Source organism: Paenibacillus macquariensis (assembly GCF_900156375.1).
In the GTDB taxonomy this organism is placed as follows: Bacteria; Bacillota; Bacilli; order Paenibacillales; family Paenibacillaceae; genus Paenibacillus_AQ; species Paenibacillus_AQ macquariensis.
Window position 1 is genome coordinate 409,932 of sequence record NZ_FTNK01000003.1, and the last position, 15,562, is coordinate 425,493.

Annotated in this window: 18 protein-coding genes and 1 riboswitch; of the genes, 12 read left to right on the forward strand and 6 right to left on the reverse strand. The window is 40.0% G+C overall.

The window, feature by feature from the left end; translation table 11 throughout:
• Nucleotides 1–3: 3 nt before the first annotated feature.
• Nucleotides 4–1,329 carry a DUF2515 family protein gene (locus BW961_RS07820; RefSeq protein ID WP_068583093.1) on the reverse strand — a complete coding sequence of 442 codons (1,326 nt, stop codon included), beginning with the start codon at nt 1,327–1,329 and terminating at the stop codon, nt 4–6.
• 112 nt (nt 1,330–1,441) lie between these two features.
• On the opposite strand from BW961_RS07820, the gene BW961_RS07825 reads away from it, so the two are divergent.
• The 7 genes from BW961_RS07825 (at nt 1,442) to BW961_RS07855 (ending at nt 7,555) form a co-directional block, all read left to right on the forward strand.
• Nucleotides 1,442–1,786 carry a thioredoxin family protein gene (locus tag BW961_RS07825; protein ID WP_068583096.1) on the forward strand — a complete coding sequence of 115 codons (345 nt, stop codon included), beginning with the start codon at nt 1,442–1,444 and terminating at the stop codon, nt 1,784–1,786.
• 144 nt (nt 1,787–1,930) lie between these two features.
• Nucleotides 1,931–2,848, forward strand: a complete 918-nt coding sequence (locus BW961_RS07830) for a COX15/CtaA family protein (protein ID WP_068583100.1) — start codon at nt 1,931–1,933, stop codon at nt 2,846–2,848.
• 170 nt (nt 2,849–3,018) lie between these two features.
• Nucleotides 3,019–3,744: a Cthe_2314 family HEPN domain-containing protein gene (locus BW961_RS07835; protein ID WP_068583102.1), complete on the forward strand. Its 726-nt coding sequence runs from the start codon at nt 3,019–3,021 to the stop codon at nt 3,742–3,744.
• An 84-nt stretch (nt 3,745–3,828) separates the two neighbouring features.
• Nucleotides 3,829–3,969, forward strand: a riboswitch (SAM riboswitch).
• A gap of 96 nt (nt 3,970–4,065) precedes the next feature.
• A complete protein-coding gene (locus tag BW961_RS07840; RefSeq protein ID WP_068583105.1) occupies nt 4,066–5,082 on the forward strand; it encodes a methionine ABC transporter ATP-binding protein in 1,017 nt (338 codons plus the stop codon).
• Nucleotides 5,082–5,750: a methionine ABC transporter permease gene (locus BW961_RS07845; protein ID WP_068583109.1), complete on the forward strand. Its 669-nt coding sequence runs from the start codon at nt 5,082–5,084 to the stop codon at nt 5,748–5,750. Before BW961_RS07840 ends, BW961_RS07845 begins: the two co-directional genes overlap by 1 nt.
• An 87-nt stretch (nt 5,751–5,837) precedes the next feature.
• Complete coding sequence (locus BW961_RS07850) at nt 5,838–6,629, forward strand: MetQ/NlpA family ABC transporter substrate-binding protein (protein ID WP_068583112.1); 792 nt, start codon at nt 5,838–5,840, stop codon at nt 6,627–6,629.
• Between the two features lie 161 nt (nt 6,630–6,790).
• A complete protein-coding gene (locus tag BW961_RS07855; protein WP_068583116.1) occupies nt 6,791–7,555 on the forward strand; it encodes an SDR family oxidoreductase in 765 nt (254 codons plus the stop codon).
• Nucleotides 7,556–7,740: 185 nt separating this feature from the next.
• Here the strand turns inward: BW961_RS07855 and BW961_RS07860 are convergent, their stop codons facing one another.
• Complete coding sequence (locus BW961_RS07860) at nt 7,741–7,986, reverse strand: NifU family protein (RefSeq protein WP_068527273.1); 246 nt, start codon at nt 7,984–7,986, stop codon at nt 7,741–7,743.
• A gap of 83 nt (nt 7,987–8,069) precedes the next feature.
• On the opposite strand from BW961_RS07860, the gene BW961_RS07865 reads away from it, so the two are divergent.
• The gene (locus BW961_RS07865) at nt 8,070–8,324 is read left to right on the forward strand and encodes a YuzB family protein (RefSeq protein ID WP_068583119.1); all 255 of its coding nucleotides are present in this window, start codon (nt 8,070–8,072) and stop codon (nt 8,322–8,324) included.
• On the opposite strand, the gene BW961_RS07870 is transcribed toward BW961_RS07865, so the two are convergent.
• Together BW961_RS07870 and mqnE are read right to left on the reverse strand one after the other, a co-directional pair.
• Entirely contained in the window at nt 8,321–9,382 is a 1,062-nt protein-coding gene (locus tag BW961_RS07870) for an NAD(P)/FAD-dependent oxidoreductase (protein ID WP_068583122.1), read from the reverse strand. The genes BW961_RS07865 and BW961_RS07870 overlap by 4 nt on opposite strands.
• Nucleotides 9,383–9,412: 30 nt before the next feature.
• Entirely contained in the window at nt 9,413–10,519 is a 1,107-nt protein-coding gene (gene mqnE, locus BW961_RS07875) for an aminofutalosine synthase MqnE (protein WP_068583125.1), read from the reverse strand.
• A gap of 282 nt (nt 10,520–10,801) precedes the next feature.
• Between mqnE and BW961_RS07880 the strand changes: the two genes are divergently transcribed.
• Nucleotides 10,802–11,164 carry a HesB/IscA family protein gene (locus tag BW961_RS07880; protein WP_068583128.1) on the forward strand — a complete coding sequence of 121 codons (363 nt, stop codon included), beginning with the start codon at nt 10,802–10,804 and terminating at the stop codon, nt 11,162–11,164.
• A 107-nt stretch (nt 11,165–11,271) separates the two neighbouring features.
• Here BW961_RS07880 and BW961_RS07885 read toward each other — a convergent pair whose 3' ends face one another.
• Nucleotides 11,272–11,484: a hypothetical protein gene (locus BW961_RS07885; RefSeq protein WP_068583131.1), complete on the reverse strand. Its 213-nt coding sequence runs from the start codon at nt 11,482–11,484 to the stop codon at nt 11,272–11,274.
• A gap of 200 nt (nt 11,485–11,684) precedes the next feature.
• Between BW961_RS07885 and BW961_RS07890 the strand changes: the two genes are divergently transcribed.
• Nucleotides 11,685–12,347, forward strand: coding sequence for a YheC/YheD family protein (locus BW961_RS07890; protein WP_068583135.1), 663 nt, complete (start codon nt 11,685–11,687; stop codon nt 12,345–12,347).
• A gap of 297 nt (nt 12,348–12,644) precedes the next feature.
• Nucleotides 12,645–12,788 carry a sporulation histidine kinase inhibitor Sda gene (gene sda / locus BW961_RS07895; RefSeq protein WP_139331558.1) on the forward strand — a complete coding sequence of 48 codons (144 nt, stop codon included), beginning with the start codon at nt 12,645–12,647 and terminating at the stop codon, nt 12,786–12,788.
• Between the two features lie 166 nt (nt 12,789–12,954).
• On the opposite strand, the gene BW961_RS07900 is transcribed toward sda, so the two are convergent.
• On the reverse strand, nt 12,955–13,956 hold the full coding sequence (locus BW961_RS07900; RefSeq protein WP_068583136.1) for an NAD(P)/FAD-dependent oxidoreductase: 1,002 nt from the start codon (nt 13,954–13,956) through the stop codon (nt 12,955–12,957).
• Between the two features lie 411 nt (nt 13,957–14,367).
• On the opposite strand from BW961_RS07900, the gene BW961_RS07905 reads away from it, so the two are divergent.
• Nucleotides 14,368–15,561 carry an NAD(P)/FAD-dependent oxidoreductase gene (locus BW961_RS07905; RefSeq protein WP_068583477.1) on the forward strand — a complete coding sequence of 398 codons (1,194 nt, stop codon included), beginning with the start codon at nt 14,368–14,370 and terminating at the stop codon, nt 15,559–15,561.
• The last annotated feature ends 1 nt before the right edge of the window (nt 15,562 follow it).

Here is a 15,562-nt window from a genome sequence, read left to right on the forward strand (position 1 = left end):
GTGTTATTTGAAGCCCCGGACGATATCGTGAGCGAACGGCGTCTTTTGAATGGCAGCTCGATGGTCATGACTCATCTCTATTAATATAGGCCGTGGGGGCTTAGATATGAACTGAGTAACATTCTTGTCCTTCAACCAATCGTATTGGGGAATAGGGTCATATGGCATATCGAACCAAACGTTATTAAGAACAGGACTGTAAATCTTCTGTCCGGGTAGTAACCATTCGTGTTGTAATAGCGCTGAACTCTCTAAGGGAGAGTTCAGCGCTGTTTCTTTGTCTGGTGAGAATATATGGGGCCAGTATTCACTTCTTGAGCCCTGGTATGTCGTATTTGTTGCATAGGAAGCCACACGATCCAGAATGTCCTGATAACCGAAAAGAAGCCCGTATAGAGATTTCTCAAGATTGATTCTCTCTTCAATATTTCCGAAGTTTTCTAAGACTAAGCCTACTAAACTCGGGGAGGGTGTAGGTATATTGTCATCAATTTCGGTAGAGCATGTCTTATCTAGCGGAAATAGGATTTGATTCATATGTGCGAGATGATGGAGTTTATATTCGGATTGTTGAAAGACATTTTTCTGGAAATAGCTATGTTGTACGACTCGGCCTTCAATATAGGTCTGCTCGTTAATAATTAATCCAACAGCTAATAATGCACTGTTTCGATCAATCCAGAAGTTATTCCAGAAGAAACTCATGAATGAGGATACATGAAGTTTAGGTAATAGGTGGAAATAACTACAACCTTGTTGCTTACTATGTATGTAAAGCTGAAGTTGCGGATAGGCGTCTTGAAAAATAAGTGCATTGCACCGCTCTAACATTCGGTAAATGTCATCTTTAAGCGAGGTGTTCGTTAGATCGGCCATCAATCCACCTTTCAAATCACTCATGTTCCATCCTCCATTTCTAGAAACCATATGGGCTAATAAGGCCCAGTGAAGCTCGGGATAGGATTCATAGCATTGCAGGTAGGCTTCGGTACGCGTGATATTGCTTTTGTTAGCAGATATGGTAGCTATCTGTATTTGTTTCAATATGGAATCATCCATCTCCGTTAAGGGTGGTTGACTGACTTCTTCTTTGTAGATATTGATATCTTTGGAACGACTTGCGTCATCCACGGTTCTTTCTACTTGATCTCTAATTATTTGGGCAGCGGTTTCATTCCAACTCAAATGATTGCGATGTTTATGAAATGGACGGGACAGCTTCCAACAGGCATACTTACCTCTTAGCACTTGAGTAGTTTGCAGCGGAAGAGTCTTGACAATACGCAACATATCGCCAAAAGAGTGAGAATTCGAATGCTTGTAAGACATTTTCAACGTCCTTCCTAAGGATAGGGTCCTATTCTCAGTATGTCTCAAAAATTTGACTTCCACTCCCTATTTTGGTTCACTTATATAAAAATAGCTGAGAGGACTGAATTAGATGGAAAAGATAACTTCAAAAGAGCAATTCGATAAGACCATACAATCATCCCAATTAACCGTAGCGGTATTCAAAGCCGATTGGTGTTCTGATTGCAAATATATTGATCCGTTTATGCCGGAAGTAGAGGCGAAATTCTCGGAGCAACTAACAATCGTGGAAGTTGATGTTGATCAAGTTGGAACAGTGAGTGAAGAGCAGAACATTTTGGGGATACCCAGTTTCGTGGCTTATACTGATGGAAAAGAACTTGTTCGGTTTGTAAATAAACTACGTAAGTCTCGTGAAGAAATTGAAGGTTTTTTAAACACTGCGTTAAATGTATACAACTCGATTAATAAGTAAAAGTCACATCACTTCTATATACATAGGGGTGATGATTTATTTTTCTATATAATTTGTCACATAAGGGTATGGAAGAGCAATAATTATCGGGTATAATTGGAATGGTAATATTGAAAATATAATTTGATCAGCAGGTGAGATATTGTGAGTACCAAGCAGTTGAAATGGCTCAGTTATTTAACGTTTTTCGTCATGTTTTTTGCCACATTTGGTGGTACCGTTGTATCTAAGACGGGATCAGGTCTAGGATGTGGACATGAATTTCCGCTATGTAACGGGAAGTTTATTCCGGCCCATACGGTGGAATCTTTGATAGAATATTCACATCGATTAGTGAGTGGACTAGCGGGATTATCTTCTTTGGCTGTTGTTATTGCCTTTTGGTTATTTAGTAAACGTCGTGATTTAAGAGTGTACTCTGTGATGACGCTAGTGTTTGTCTTGGTTCAAGCAGCAATGGGGGCACTTGCAGTCATTTATGATCAGTCTTCATACGTAAGAGCCTTACATTTTGGATTTTCTTTGATCGCATTTGCAAGTGCATTAATGCTCTCGCTGGGAATACGTAGGGTTGATAAGGCGAAGGGTGACTTTAAATTTGTTAGTGCACCAAGGGTAAGTCGTTCTTTTAGGAATTTCACTTGGATAACAACGATTTATTGTTATGTGGTTGTTTATATCGGTGCTTATGTCAGTCATTCAGACGCTCGGGGAGGATGTTCAGGATGGCCGCTCTGTAATGGGGAATGGATTCCGGAACTGTCGGGTGGTGTTGGGATTGCCTTTATGCACCGGGTTGCTGCGTTCTTACTGTTTATCATGATCGCGACGCTTGCACATTTTGCTTATCGACGCAACCGTGGGAATCGTGAATTGCAAATGTTGGGTATTACTGCGGTAACCCTCTGTCTTATGCAGGTACTCAGTGGTGCAGCAATTATTGCCACTTTGAATAATCCGGAACTTTATATTTTCGCCGCGTTACTTCATAACATACTCGTATCTTCGTTGTTTGGTGTTCTATGTTATCTTAGTGTGAGAGTATGGCAGTTAAATAAATAAACATCTAGATAAAAGTCCTGAATAAGTAGTTTACGAACTTATTCGCGGGCTTTTTATTTTGAATTTGGACCATATAATAAGTCTAATAGTAGCAGAGCAACTTCTGGGAACACTATTATGAAGAAGTAACGAAGGTGCGAATTTTAAATATGGATCAGGGAGACCACGCCATGTTAAGTGAATTATTTGGACAATTGTCACGTGAGAATAATAATCCCTTAGTGGAGAACGCCTTTAAAGAGATGGGACAGGCAATTCAGTTACTTCAGAAAGAAATGAATCGTTATGAGGATCCGACGCATGATCTGCGTAAGCTGGAAATTTGGACTCGTGGCCTTGTATCTTCACTAACGGAGCTTGATGAAAGCTATGCAGCGGCTGAATTTTTTAGAAAGTCAATTACGATTGCTGGATTTATGGATGATATGTCTGCAAAAGAACAGCTAGACTACGCCCGTTATGTGTATTTTTATAAGAATGGATTTATCCGTGTATTTGCGGTGTTAGACAAGTTGGGAACTTTCCTGAATGAAGTCTATGATCTAGAAACATCGAAAGTTAAATCTCAATATTCCTATTTCACAGTGTTACGTCAATTCTCAGATAAGCATACACATCAATCACTTGGGCGCAAACTTGAAGCCATTAGGGAAGAATATCGGCAGCCGATTAATGATATTAGGAAACGTCGAAATGCAGAAATTCACTATATGAACGTGGAGATGGAAGACGATCTTTGGCAACGTCATCAAGGACTCCATGATAAAATCATACTAGAAGATGTCGACAAGCATTTGCTTGAATTAAAGCTGGGAGTCGATATGGTGAGTAGAACACTGAGTACGGTATATCTTTATACGAGTGAAAGGTGGATACGCAAAGATATTCAGACGTGATCTCTTGAAGGTTGGTTATAATTTCTTTTTGACAAAGGTAATAATTCATTCTATACTTACAATACTTAATTTCATATCGTATTTTTCTTATCAAGAGAGGCGGAGGGATAGGCCCGATGAAGCCCGGCAACCGATATTTGAAGAATCGAGACTTAAAGTCTCATCTTCCAATGTAAGGTGCTAATTCCTTCAGATGCGTATAATAGCGACTCTGGCAGATGAGAAGGCATTGTCTTTTACACAAAGAGAGCCCTTTTTCATTGACGAAAAATGGGCTTTTTATATTGTTTGGGTAATTTTTAATAGAGGAGGTTCTTAGGTTTGATTGAATTAAGGCGTTTGACAAAGAGCTACGGTAAAGGAACACAAATAACTACAGCTTTGAATGAACTGGATTTGTCAGTCGAGAAGGGCGAAATATTTGGAGTCATCGGTCATTCTGGGGCAGGGAAGAGTACACTCATCCGTTGTATTAACTTATTAGAGCGGCCTACATCAGGTGAAGTATGGGTGGATGGTGTTAATTTAACTTCACTGAACACCAAGTCATTGCAGGCGGAGCGGCGCAAAATAGGGATGATTTTTCAACATTTCAATCTACTCTCTTCTGCAACAGTCTATGATAATATTGCTTTCCCATTGCGTCTTATTCACACATCTAAGAGTAGTATTGAGAAAAAGGTGAATGAACTATTGGCTCTTGTGGGATTACAAGATCATAGTGATAAATATCCAGCTCAATTATCGGGTGGCCAGAAGCAACGCGTAGGTATTGCTCGTGCATTGGCAAGTGAACCAGAAGTATTATTGTGCGATGAAGCTACTTCCGCTTTAGACCCACAAACAACGGACTCAATTCTGAAATTGTTGTTGGACATTAATAAGCGATTTAACTTAACCATCGTTCTCATTACGCATGAAATGCATGTCATCCAGAGTATCTGTGATCGGGTTGCGGTCATTCATCAAGGAGGCATTGTAGAGCAAGGGGCAGTAACTGATGTGTTCCTCAAGCCGAGGCATACCGTTACACGTGACTTTATTCGTGGGGAATCGGACAATAGTGAGCTTTTCAAGCAAGCTATGAACGCGACCGATCCTTTAAATTCACAAGTTCTGAAGATTACGTATTTGGGTGGGAAGACCTATGAATCGATTCTTTCAAAGACTGTCCGGGAGACAGGGGTCGATTTCGCGATATTACAAGGAACGATTTCCACAATAAAAGATACGCCTTATGGGCAATTGGTTGTCCGTTTTGAGGGTAATCCAGAGGATATTGTAGTAGCAAAAGATAGACTTATTAAACAAGGACTTGAAGTGGAGGTGATGGGCTAATGGGTGGATTAGATTTCTCGTTAATTGATTGGAAAGAGATAGCGACTGCCATATTAGATACACTAAAAATGTTGGGCGCATCGGCTATATTCACCTTTATCCTAGGCCTTCCACTCGGTATTATTCTTTATCTTGCATCCCGTTCATCTTCTCGTAGAGTGAATTCTGTATACATTGTCCTTTCTTTTATGGTTAACATATTAAGATCGGTACCTTTTATTATTCTTATTGTGGCGATGATCCCAATAACAAGAGAGATTGTTGGCGTATCATTTGGAGTTCTGGGGACGATTCCTCCGCTTGTTGTAGGAGCGGCACCTTTCTTTGCAAGGTTGGTAGAGACATCACTTAGTGAAGTAGATCGGGGTGTTATCGAGGCGGCTGAAGGGATGGGCGCATCTACACAACAAATCATTCTACGCGTTCTACTTCCTGAAGCGAGACCCGGTCTATTTGCAGCCATGACGATTACGATTATTACGCTCGTATCCTACACTGCAATGTCGGGTCAAGTAGGTGGCGGGGGACTTGGGGACTTAGCGATTCGATATGGTTACTTCCGTTATGAAAAGGAAGTCATGATCATAGCGGTTGTGTTAATAGTTATATTGGTACAATTCCTTCAGATGGCAGGAGATCGACTAGTTCGTCATTTCACAAGAAAATAAAGATGTTTCCATTATGGTAGTACCCGAATAGTACATTCGGTCGCATATATATCACATTATTCTTATCGAAGAAAAGGGGAATGGAAAATGAAAAAATGGGCACTCGCATTTCTAAGTCTTTCACTCGTAGTCGTTCTATCCGCATGTGGTAAATCGTCATCAGACATCTTGAAAATTGGGGCAACATCTGTCCCTCACGCTGAAATTCTGAAACATATTCAGCCCGCACTAGAAAAGGAAGGCGTCAAGATCCAAATCATTGAGTTCAGTGATTACGTACAACCTAATACACAGTTATTCGAGAAGCAATTGGATGCGAATTTCTTCCAACATCAGCCGTATCTTGACAGTGAAAATAGCAAACGTAAAATGGATCTTGTCTCCGTCGTAGCAGTTCATATTGAACCACTCGGCGCGTATTCCAGCAAGTTGAAATCGATAAATGATCTTCAAGATGGTGCTCATATCGCTATTCCAAATGACGCTACAAATGGCGGACGTGCGCTTAGTCTGCTAGCAAATAATGGTTTAATCAAGCTTAAAGATCCGAAAGCAGTGGAATCTAAACTGAGTGATATTACAGAGAATCCTAAGAATTTTGTGATTACTGAACATGATGCGGCGATTCTACCTCGCCAATTGAATGAGGTTGATTTGGCCATTATTAATACCAACTTTGTTCTTGATTCTGGTTTAGATCCGGTTAAGGATGCTTTGTTAATCGAGGGTAAAGATAACCCATATGCGAATATTCTAGTTGCACGTCCAGACAATAAAGATTCTGAAGCGATTCAAAAGTTGGCAAAAGCACTCACTTCAGCTGACGTCAAGAAATTTATTGAGGATAAATATAAAGGCGCTGTTATCCCAGCATTCTAAATAGGGGGGGGAACTTTCACCTCAATGTTGGAATGAGCTTATCTGAATGAACTTATCTATAATCCCGCAAAAGCCTTATTGGTTTTGCGGGATTATATTTGTAGAGGGAGACTAAATCTTCTATAATTAAGGTATGACCACTCATTGGAGGAGGAAAAGATTTGAATGGGAGAGTAGCCCTGATTACGGGAAGTGCGAAGGGGTTAGGCAAGAGAACAGCACTTACATTGGCAGATCAAGGTTGTAATATCGTTCTGAACTATGTCCATAGTGCTATAGAGGCAGAGGAATTGCGAGCTAAGATTGAACTTAAGGGTGTGCAATGTATTGCTGTTCAAGCTGACATCTCTGATCCACAACAACTTGAAGGGTTAATAAATCAAGTGAATGATCAATTTGGAGGTACAGATATTATCGTGAATAATGCTGGGCCTTTTATACGGGAACGACGTTTGTTTACGGAATATACACATGCTGAGATCATCTCGCTTATGCAAGGGAATTTGATCGGCGCTATGTTACTTGACCACTTGGTTATTCCTTCGATGAGGAAGAAGAAATGGGGAAGAATTATTCATTTCGGATTCGGACATGCAGGAGAAGCGAGGGCTTGGCCGCATCGCGCAGTGTATGCAGCTGCGAAGACAGGGCTTGTTTCTTTCACGAAGACATTAGCCGTAGAAGAAGCACCTTATGGAATTACGGTTAATATGGTGTGCCCTGGAGATATTAGGGGAATGAACAAGGAGAAGTCCATCGCTGAAGTTGAAGGTATAGAAGACCTAGAGACACCTAATGGAAGACCAGGAAGTGGAGAAGATATCGCACGGGTCATTCAATATTTGTGTCATGAAGACTCAGATTTCATTACGGGCAATATCATGGATATTACGGGAGGACTTGATCCCATTCGACCATGGATATAAGTCTTATAAAGTAGCAACGGTAATACCGTCTTTTTCAAAGATGGCACCCGTTTCAGTTGGAATATAAGGAATATAGTATCAAGTGAAACTTTTACTTTCTTATAATAAAAAAAAGTCTTGGCGTCGTTAATCACGAAGTCCAAGACTTTCTCAAAATATTAAGAAGATTTCTCTAAGGTTTTAGATTAAAATACTTGGACAACCTCTACTACGCCCTCAACTTCTTCTAGAAGAGCACGTTCAATACCGGCTTTCAAAGTAATCGTGGAGCTTGGGCAACTGCCGCATGCACCCATTAATCTTAACTTTATGATACCGTCTTCGACATCGACCAATTCTACGTCACCGCCATCGCGTTGAAGGAATGGACGAAGTTTATCTAATACGTCTAATACTTCATCATACATGGTGCTTTGTACGTTTTCACTCATAAGTGTTCAACTCCTTCCTAATTATCATTATATTACAAATGAACACAAAAATAAAATAGATAAGTAAAGCAGGTGCATTAGAATTGAGACCAATCATAGAATTTTGTACGAACAATATGCATTTTGATACAGATACCGTGATGGAAAAGTTAGAGTCCAACCCAGATTACGACGTCGTCGAATATGGATGTCTGACGAATTGTGGTCAATGTTACCTCATGCCATATGCCATGGTTGATGGTGAAATTGTAACCGCAGAGAGCGCAGACGAATTATATGATGTTATCATTGCCAAGATAAAGGAAGCAGAAGCATGGGATGATCTGGATCTAGATTAACCCAAGTGGCGTCTAGACATCCAAAGAACACCACTTTTTAGTAAGCGCGGAACGCGACCCATAACAGCTGTTTTGCCCATGAGTCCAAATCCAGCTTTCTTACCGAGAGCGCCTAGTGTTCCTTTTAGATGAAAGGGGTGCAACTTAGGCGTCTCTCCACGCCATAAGGAATGTATGACTTCTGCAACTTGCTCCGCTTGGGCTCCAGCAGCTTGTGCGCTTGGGGCGAGCGGAAGGCTGGCACAATCTCCTATGACATATACATCTGGGTGCTCAGCGATTTGGGAATAGGCATTTAGAATAATTCGTCCACCCTGGTCTTTGGCAACTTGAAGATCCTGTACGACACGGACAGGTTGAATACCTGCAGTCCATACGGTAACGTCACTTTGTATGATCTCAGGTCCATTGTAGATAGCCCCATCTTCTATTCGTGCAACCGATATATGACCACAAGTCTTAACGTCATGAGATTGAAACCAATGTTCTACATAAATGGACAATTTGGATGGGAAGGAAGAGAGTACACGGCTGTGACGATCGAGAATGGAGATATTCAGATCAGGTCTGCTTTCTCTCAATTCCGCGGCCATCTCAACGCCACTGAGTCCTCCACCTATAATATTCACTTGACCATAAGGTTTCGCATCATTAAGTTGTAGATAAGTCTTACGAGTATTTGAGAAAGATTGAATACTGCTTGTGAATTGCTCAGCACCTTCAATCCCGTGATAACTATCTGTGCAACCCAAAGCAATGATAAGAAAATCGTAGTTGATGTCTTCAGCGAGCTCCATATGAACCGTTTTACCTTCTAAATCGATTGAAGAAATTTCGCCGTACTTGATCGTTAGTTGAGGATGCTTGGGAAACGCGACACGAAGTTCTAAATCGGCTGCAGTACCTGCAGCTAAAGCGTAATATTCCGTTTTAAGACCCTGGAAGGGCATACGATCGACTAATACCATTTCAATATCTTCCGGTAGGTGGTCATCCAGAAGGCCTTGAATAATTGCAAGCCCTCCGTATCCGCCCCCGAGAATAACTAGTTTTCTCATGGATGGGTTCCTTTCGCTTCAGAAATAGTATTACTCGTAGATTTGGATCTCGTTATAGAAGGTATCCCGTTCAACTGGAATGCGTCCAGCACCCTTGATGAGCCATATTAATTCTTTGCGTGTTAAACCTTCTGGCGTAAGCGCACCTGCTGCATGGCTGATGCGTTCTTTGATAATCGTACCATGCACGTCAGAAGCTCCGAAGCTGAGTGCCATTTGCGTAAGTTGAGCGCCGATATTAATGAAGTAGGCCTTAATATGATCGATATTATCCAACATTAAACGACTGATCGCAATGGTTTTCAAATCTTCATAAGCTGAATTACGTCTCATAATACCAGCGTTTCTATTCTTTGGTTGCATAGATAAAGGTATGAATACCATGAATCCTTGTGTTTCGTCTTGAAGTTCACGAATCTGAACCATGTGACGTATACGATCTTCATGACTTTCAATGGACCCGTATAACATCGTAGTATGTGTTTTCATCCCTAATTTATGAGCTGAACGATGAACGTCTAAATATTGCTCGACATTGGCTTTATCCACCTTCATTTTTTCCCGATATTGATCGGATAGAATCTCAGCCCCACCACCTGTTAATGACTTCAATCCAGCTTGTTGTAATTTCTGTAGTACTTCAGTTGTACTAAGGCCACTTATACGTGTGAAAAATTCGATTTCAGCTGCAGTATAAGCTTTTAATGTCACGTCAGGATAATGATCTGTTAATGTTTGTAAAGAGTCAACATAATATTGGAAGGGGACATGAGCGTTATGACCTCCAACGATATGAAACTCTCTTATACCTGGATGGATGTGTTGGTTAACATATTCGACCATCTCTTCACCAGAAAGCGTATAAGATCCTTCTTCGCCTTGATCTTTACGGAAGTTACAGAAGGCGCAATAAGATTCACATACATTGGTGAAATACAGACTCATATTCTCAATGAAGTACACTTTTTTTCCATTTTTGCGTAAGTTGACTTGATTAGCCAATTGGCCCATTGTCAATATATCATCACTCTCATAAAGGTAGGTTCCATCTTCAACGGTTAAACGTTCTCCTAGTTGCACCTTTTCTATAATAGCAGCCATTTGACTGTCTATGTTGGGGGTAATGAGTGTTGACATATAGTATTGTTCCTCCTAAATTTTTTTGTAGTCAAGCTTCCAAATTTACTCATCGTAAAAAAACTTACATCGGAAGCATAAGCATAATTTTTTGTAGCAAAGCCTCCAGATTGTCCATTAAAAATATTATACATTCATTCTTATTATAGACCTCCAATTACTGGGTCGCAACAAGACGATGAGTTAAAAAAATGAAATGGTTGTCCGATATAGGTTGACTGACTTGAGGGTACTAGGGTTCTGGAGTATAATTAACCTACGACACAATAAGGAGGTTGAACGATGATTAATATTAGCGATACGGCTTCAGTTAAGCTGAAAGAGATGCTTTCAGAACAAGAGACACCGAATATGTTCTTACGTCTTGGTGTACAACCCGGCGGATGCACTGGTTTTTCATACGCGATGGGTTTTGATGATGATGAAACAGAGAATGACATATATATGAACGTGCATGATATGAAAGTTGTGGTTGATAAAGAAAGCCTGACTTACCTCGATGGATTGGAAATTGATTTCGAAGAATCAGGTATGTCTGGAGGCTTTACGATCAATAATCCGAATGCATCGGCATCGTGTGGTTGTGGAGCGAGTTTCCGTACAGCGAAGGATGCAGGGAAACCAGCACCTGAGGGCGAGTGTTAGGATATCATTCCTAATCTGAAATTAACACAAGGATTGTAAAATAAAAGCCACTGGATTTAAGGGAGAGACATCTCCTTAAATCTAGTGGCTTTTTAGCGATTCTAATTCTACGAAGCAGGTAATATAAACGTATAATTCACCATGAAGATAATCATAGAAGCCATTGCAATGGAGAAGCCAATGCAACTGAAGCCTAACACATTTCGTTTACTCTTAATAAATTTAAATCCAATAGCGAAGATCATTAACGTAGTCAGAGCAAGTACTGCCGACATACCGACAATTGCGATCCAATATAATATTTGAAATACCTGTGCCACGCTCGCGTAGACCCCCTTTTACAAATCACTACAATTGAGTATATCCGATATTCTAAGGGAAGCCAATAATCTAGAAGGACAAATATTGTGTAAATTTAACAGTATTATAATTAGGTGTCCAGCAGAGACAATCATACAAGAATGAGTGATGGACAGGGAGTATGCTATTAGCATACCGGCAAGATAGGAGAGGATCAGATATGGCAGGACGACAATTGGCGAGTAAATGGCTAAAGACAGAGGTATTGTTAAGTGATCCGAGAGTAGCAAGATACATTCCAAAGACTAAATCTTTAACAATAACTAATCTCCAGACGATGCTCCGTCAATATGGGGTAGTCGTTGTAAAGCCCGATGTTGGAGCAGGAGGGCACGGGGTAATTCAAATTAAATACAACGCTGAAAGATATAAGATTACACACGGTTCAAGTTCTTTTAGGTATTCGAGGTTTGCAGAAATGTACAGTATGCTTCTTAAAATGAAAAAACCAAGAACTTATCTCATTCAACAAGGGATTCAACTTGCAACGATTCATGGTCGTCCCATCGATTACCGAGTTAAAGTAGTTAAAGAAGGAAAGGGATGGATATTCCGTTCTATGTTAGGGCGTCTTGCTAAGCCAGGGTTATTTGTCACTAACCTATGTAGGGGAGGGACACAACTTACTTGTAAGGAAGGACTACGTCGGTCGTTACCCTATCAATCAGTAAATGTAAAACGTAAAGAGATGAGTACAGTAACAACAGTATGTACAACAATTATGGAAAGGAAATTCCCTGGTATATCTCAACTGGGATTCGATTACGGAGTAGATGTGAAAGGGCGAATATGGATTTTTGAAGTGAATACTCGTCCTCAGTAATAGGGATGAGAAATCTATTAGAATGTACTAATAATTTGGTGTGATTGGATAGATTTCCAGAATAATTCCAATGAATTCGCTTTCAATAAAAATATATTTTTTAGACATGAAAGTGAAATTCCCCTGTGTATAACATTTATCCACATTACCCCCTGTGTTTCAGTAGGGTTTATGACAGTTACTAACAAAATATGCACAGGTTCTCCACAGTTACCTGTGGATATCGGGAACGCTTGTTCTAGTATTGATAGTTTGATATGATGATTATAGGAAAAAAGAGGAAAGGATGTGAGATTCATGGCTATATTATCAGATGAAATGTTACTAGATTCTTATCATCTGGCTGTAGAGTTAAAGTTAGAACGTGATTTCATAAAGCTACTATTAGCCGAAATAAAGAAACGTAAATTGGGAATTCAGCAAATGAAACTCGCATATTAAGTTAGATAGTGATGATAGAGTCGACAGGTGTTGAATTATTGTGGTTCGCAATTTACCGGAGGTGTGAGTACATCATTAACATACATGAGAATAACAGACTAAAAAAGGGTATCCAGTTGACGTTGAAACATTAATCGTCAAGTATGGATACCCTTTTAAATTACAATTATAATTTCATGTTACTGCTGTGACCTGGGGAAAGACGTGCTTCCGGGTCGATATATACTTTAGCATTATTTACAGCAGTTGGCGCTTCACCAAATCCTACGGCGATAAGTTTTAACTTACCAGGATAGGTCGTAATATCCCCTGCAGCAAATAGACCTGGAATATTAGTCTCCATACGAGAGTCGACTACAATTGAATTCCCTTCGATTGCGATACCCCATTCTGCAATGGGTCCTAGGGAAGATATGAATCCGAAGTTAACGATGACAGCATCGACTTCAATTTCTTGTGTTTCTTTTGATTTCACATCTGTAAGTGTTACTTTTGTAATGGTATCATCCCCATGAAGTTCAGTAATTTCTGTAGGAGTGACCACATTTACTTTCGAATTCATCAAATTCTCAACACTATGTTCATGTGCACGGAATTTATCACGACGATGGATTAACGTGACTTGTTCAGCAATGGGTTCTAACATAAGTGCCCAATCTACTGCTGAATCCCCGCCACCATTGATCAATACTTTCTTACCTGCAAAAGCATTTAGATCATTGACGAAATAATGAAGGTTGGCTTTCTCGAAACGTTCTGCTCCTGGAATCTCAAGTCTGCGAGGTTCGAATGCACCTACACCAGCAGTAATAATTACTGCTTTGGAATGATATTCATTTTGATCCGTCTTAACGATGAAATGGCGTTCAGCTATCTTTACGACAGAGACTACCTTTTCTTCAAGACGAACATTAGGATTGAACAGTTTCAATTGTTCAAGTAGGTTATCTACGAGTTCTTGTGCTGTTACTTTAGGGAATCCAGCAACATCATAGATGTACTTCTCAGGGTAAAGAGCAGCAAGTTGTCCACCGAGTTGCGGCATACTCTCAATCAGAGTTACGGATGCTTGACGCATTCCACAATAAAATGCAGCAAACATACCAGCGGGGCCGCCCCCGATTATGATTAAGTCAGTCATTTCATCACCAAGTTGTTGGGATGTCATCAGGTAAAGCACCTCCATATAAAAAGTGAATTGATTTTTATTACATCTTAATCATTATAGTCGGATCGTTATGATATGAAAAGTTTGAAAGATATGATTTATTGCGAAAAATGTATGAATGTGAAATTTTATCATATAAATCTGTCAAATGGCCATACTTTACCTCGAAATAAACCTTGATATTTATGCTTATTATAGCTAGTATGTCAGATGTATGTAATATAATTTATAACTGCTTTTTGGTGAGTTTGATTATAAGTATTAAAACGACTAAAGTAGAGAGTAATAGGTGTCTCAGGAGTGGGATATGGTGTTAATATCCCTTTTATTGATGTGTTTATTTTCACAAATATAAGGGAAATTGGATATAAACTATATATAAAGAGGAATTTGGAAGGAGTAGGAATGATTATGAGTAATATTCCGAAAATAGTAATACTGGGTGCGGGTTACGGAGGGATCCTAACAGCACAACGGCTTCAAAAAGAATTAAAGTATAATGAAGCAGACGTTACATTAGTAAATCGTCATGAGTATCATTACCTGACAACTCATTTGCACATGCCTGCTGCAGGTACAGATAGTATAGAAAATACTCGTATTTCTATCTCAAATCTGATTGATGAATTCAAGATTGATTTGGTGAAGTCATCTGTGCAAGAGATTCGACCTCAAGAGAGAAAAATAATATTAGAAGATGGTACGCTGTCTTACGATTATCTTATCATTGCCTTAGGAGGAGAGCCTGAGAGCTTTGGTATCCCTGGACTTGCGGAACATGCGATGTCTATTCGTAGTATTAACTCAGTACGCTTAATACGTAAACATATCGAGTATCAATTCGCTCAATATAAGAATGAAAGAAATGCTCAAGAGCGCATTAATTTCGTGGTTGGGGGAGCTGGATTCAGTGGTATTGAATTTGTAGCTGAGTTAGCTGATCGTATTCCGAGACTCTGCAAAGAATATGATGTAGATCCTAACCTTGTTAACATTTATAATATTGAAGCAGCGCCAACGGCATTGCCTGGATTTGCACCTGAACTGGTCGAATATGCAATGGAGGTTCTTATTAGAAAAGGTGTTACATTCAAAATGGGTGTTGCTATTAAAGAATGTACAACTGAAGGTGTCCTTCTTGCAACGGGTGAAGAGATTAAAGCGGCTACTGTGGTGTGGACTGGTGGAATTCGTGGGAACCGTATGATCGAAGCTGCCGGCTTTGAAACGATGAGAGGCCGAGTTAAAGTAGATGATCAACTACACGTACCAGGTCATGACAATGTATTCATTATAGGTGACAATGCACTTATCTTTAATCCAGAAGGTCGCCCGTATCCACCAACTGCGCAGATTGCTATGCAACAAGGCGTATGTTGTGCACAGAACGTGGTTGCTAGTATCCGTAACCAACAACTTAGGAAATTCGAATACTCCAATAAAGGTACCGTTGCATCGCTTGGTAAAGGTGAAGGCATTGCGGTTGTAGGTAAGAAGCTTATGAAGGGCTGGAGTGCAGCGCAATTGAAAAAGGTTGTAGATATGAAGTATCTGTATACGATTGGCGGCATCACACTCGTACTGAAAAAAGGAAGATTCCTATAAT

Bases quoted from the DNA above. Each gene is read 5' to 3' on its own strand.
- BW961_RS07860 (WP_068527273.1), bottom strand. From the start codon at position 7,986: ATGAGTGAAAACGTACAAAGCACCATGTATGATGAAGTATTAGACGTA.
- mqnE (WP_068583125.1), bottom strand. From the start codon at position 10,519: ATGTCAACACTCATTACCCCCAACATAGACAGTCAAATGGCTGCTATT.
- sda (WP_139331558.1), top strand. From the start codon at position 12,645: ATGGCTATATTATCAGATGAAATGTTACTAGATTCTTATCATCTGGCT.
- BW961_RS07905 (WP_068583477.1), top strand. From the start codon at position 14,368: ATGAGTAATATTCCGAAAATAGTAATACTGGGTGCGGGTTACGGAGGG.
- BW961_RS07900 (WP_068583136.1), bottom strand. From the start codon at position 13,956: ATGACATCCCAACAACTTGGTGATGAAATGACTGACTTAATCATAATC.
- BW961_RS07845 (WP_068583109.1), top strand. From the start codon at position 5,082: ATGGGTGGATTAGATTTCTCGTTAATTGATTGGAAAGAGATAGCGACT.
- BW961_RS07870 (WP_068583122.1), bottom strand. From the start codon at position 9,382: ATGAGAAAACTAGTTATTCTCGGGGGCGGATACGGAGGGCTTGCAATT.
- BW961_RS07820 (WP_068583093.1), bottom strand. From the start codon at position 1,329: ATGTCTTACAAGCATTCGAATTCTCACTCTTTTGGCGATATGTTGCGT.
- BW961_RS07835 (WP_068583102.1), top strand. From the start codon at position 3,019: ATGTTAAGTGAATTATTTGGACAATTGTCACGTGAGAATAATAATCCC.
- BW961_RS07850 (WP_068583112.1), top strand. From the start codon at position 5,838: ATGAAAAAATGGGCACTCGCATTTCTAAGTCTTTCACTCGTAGTCGTT.
- BW961_RS07890 (WP_068583135.1), top strand. From the start codon at position 11,685: ATGGCAGGACGACAATTGGCGAGTAAATGGCTAAAGACAGAGGTATTG.
- BW961_RS07825 (WP_068583096.1), top strand. From the start codon at position 1,442: ATGGAAAAGATAACTTCAAAAGAGCAATTCGATAAGACCATACAATCA.
- BW961_RS07880 (WP_068583128.1), top strand. From the start codon at position 10,802: ATGATTAATATTAGCGATACGGCTTCAGTTAAGCTGAAAGAGATGCTT.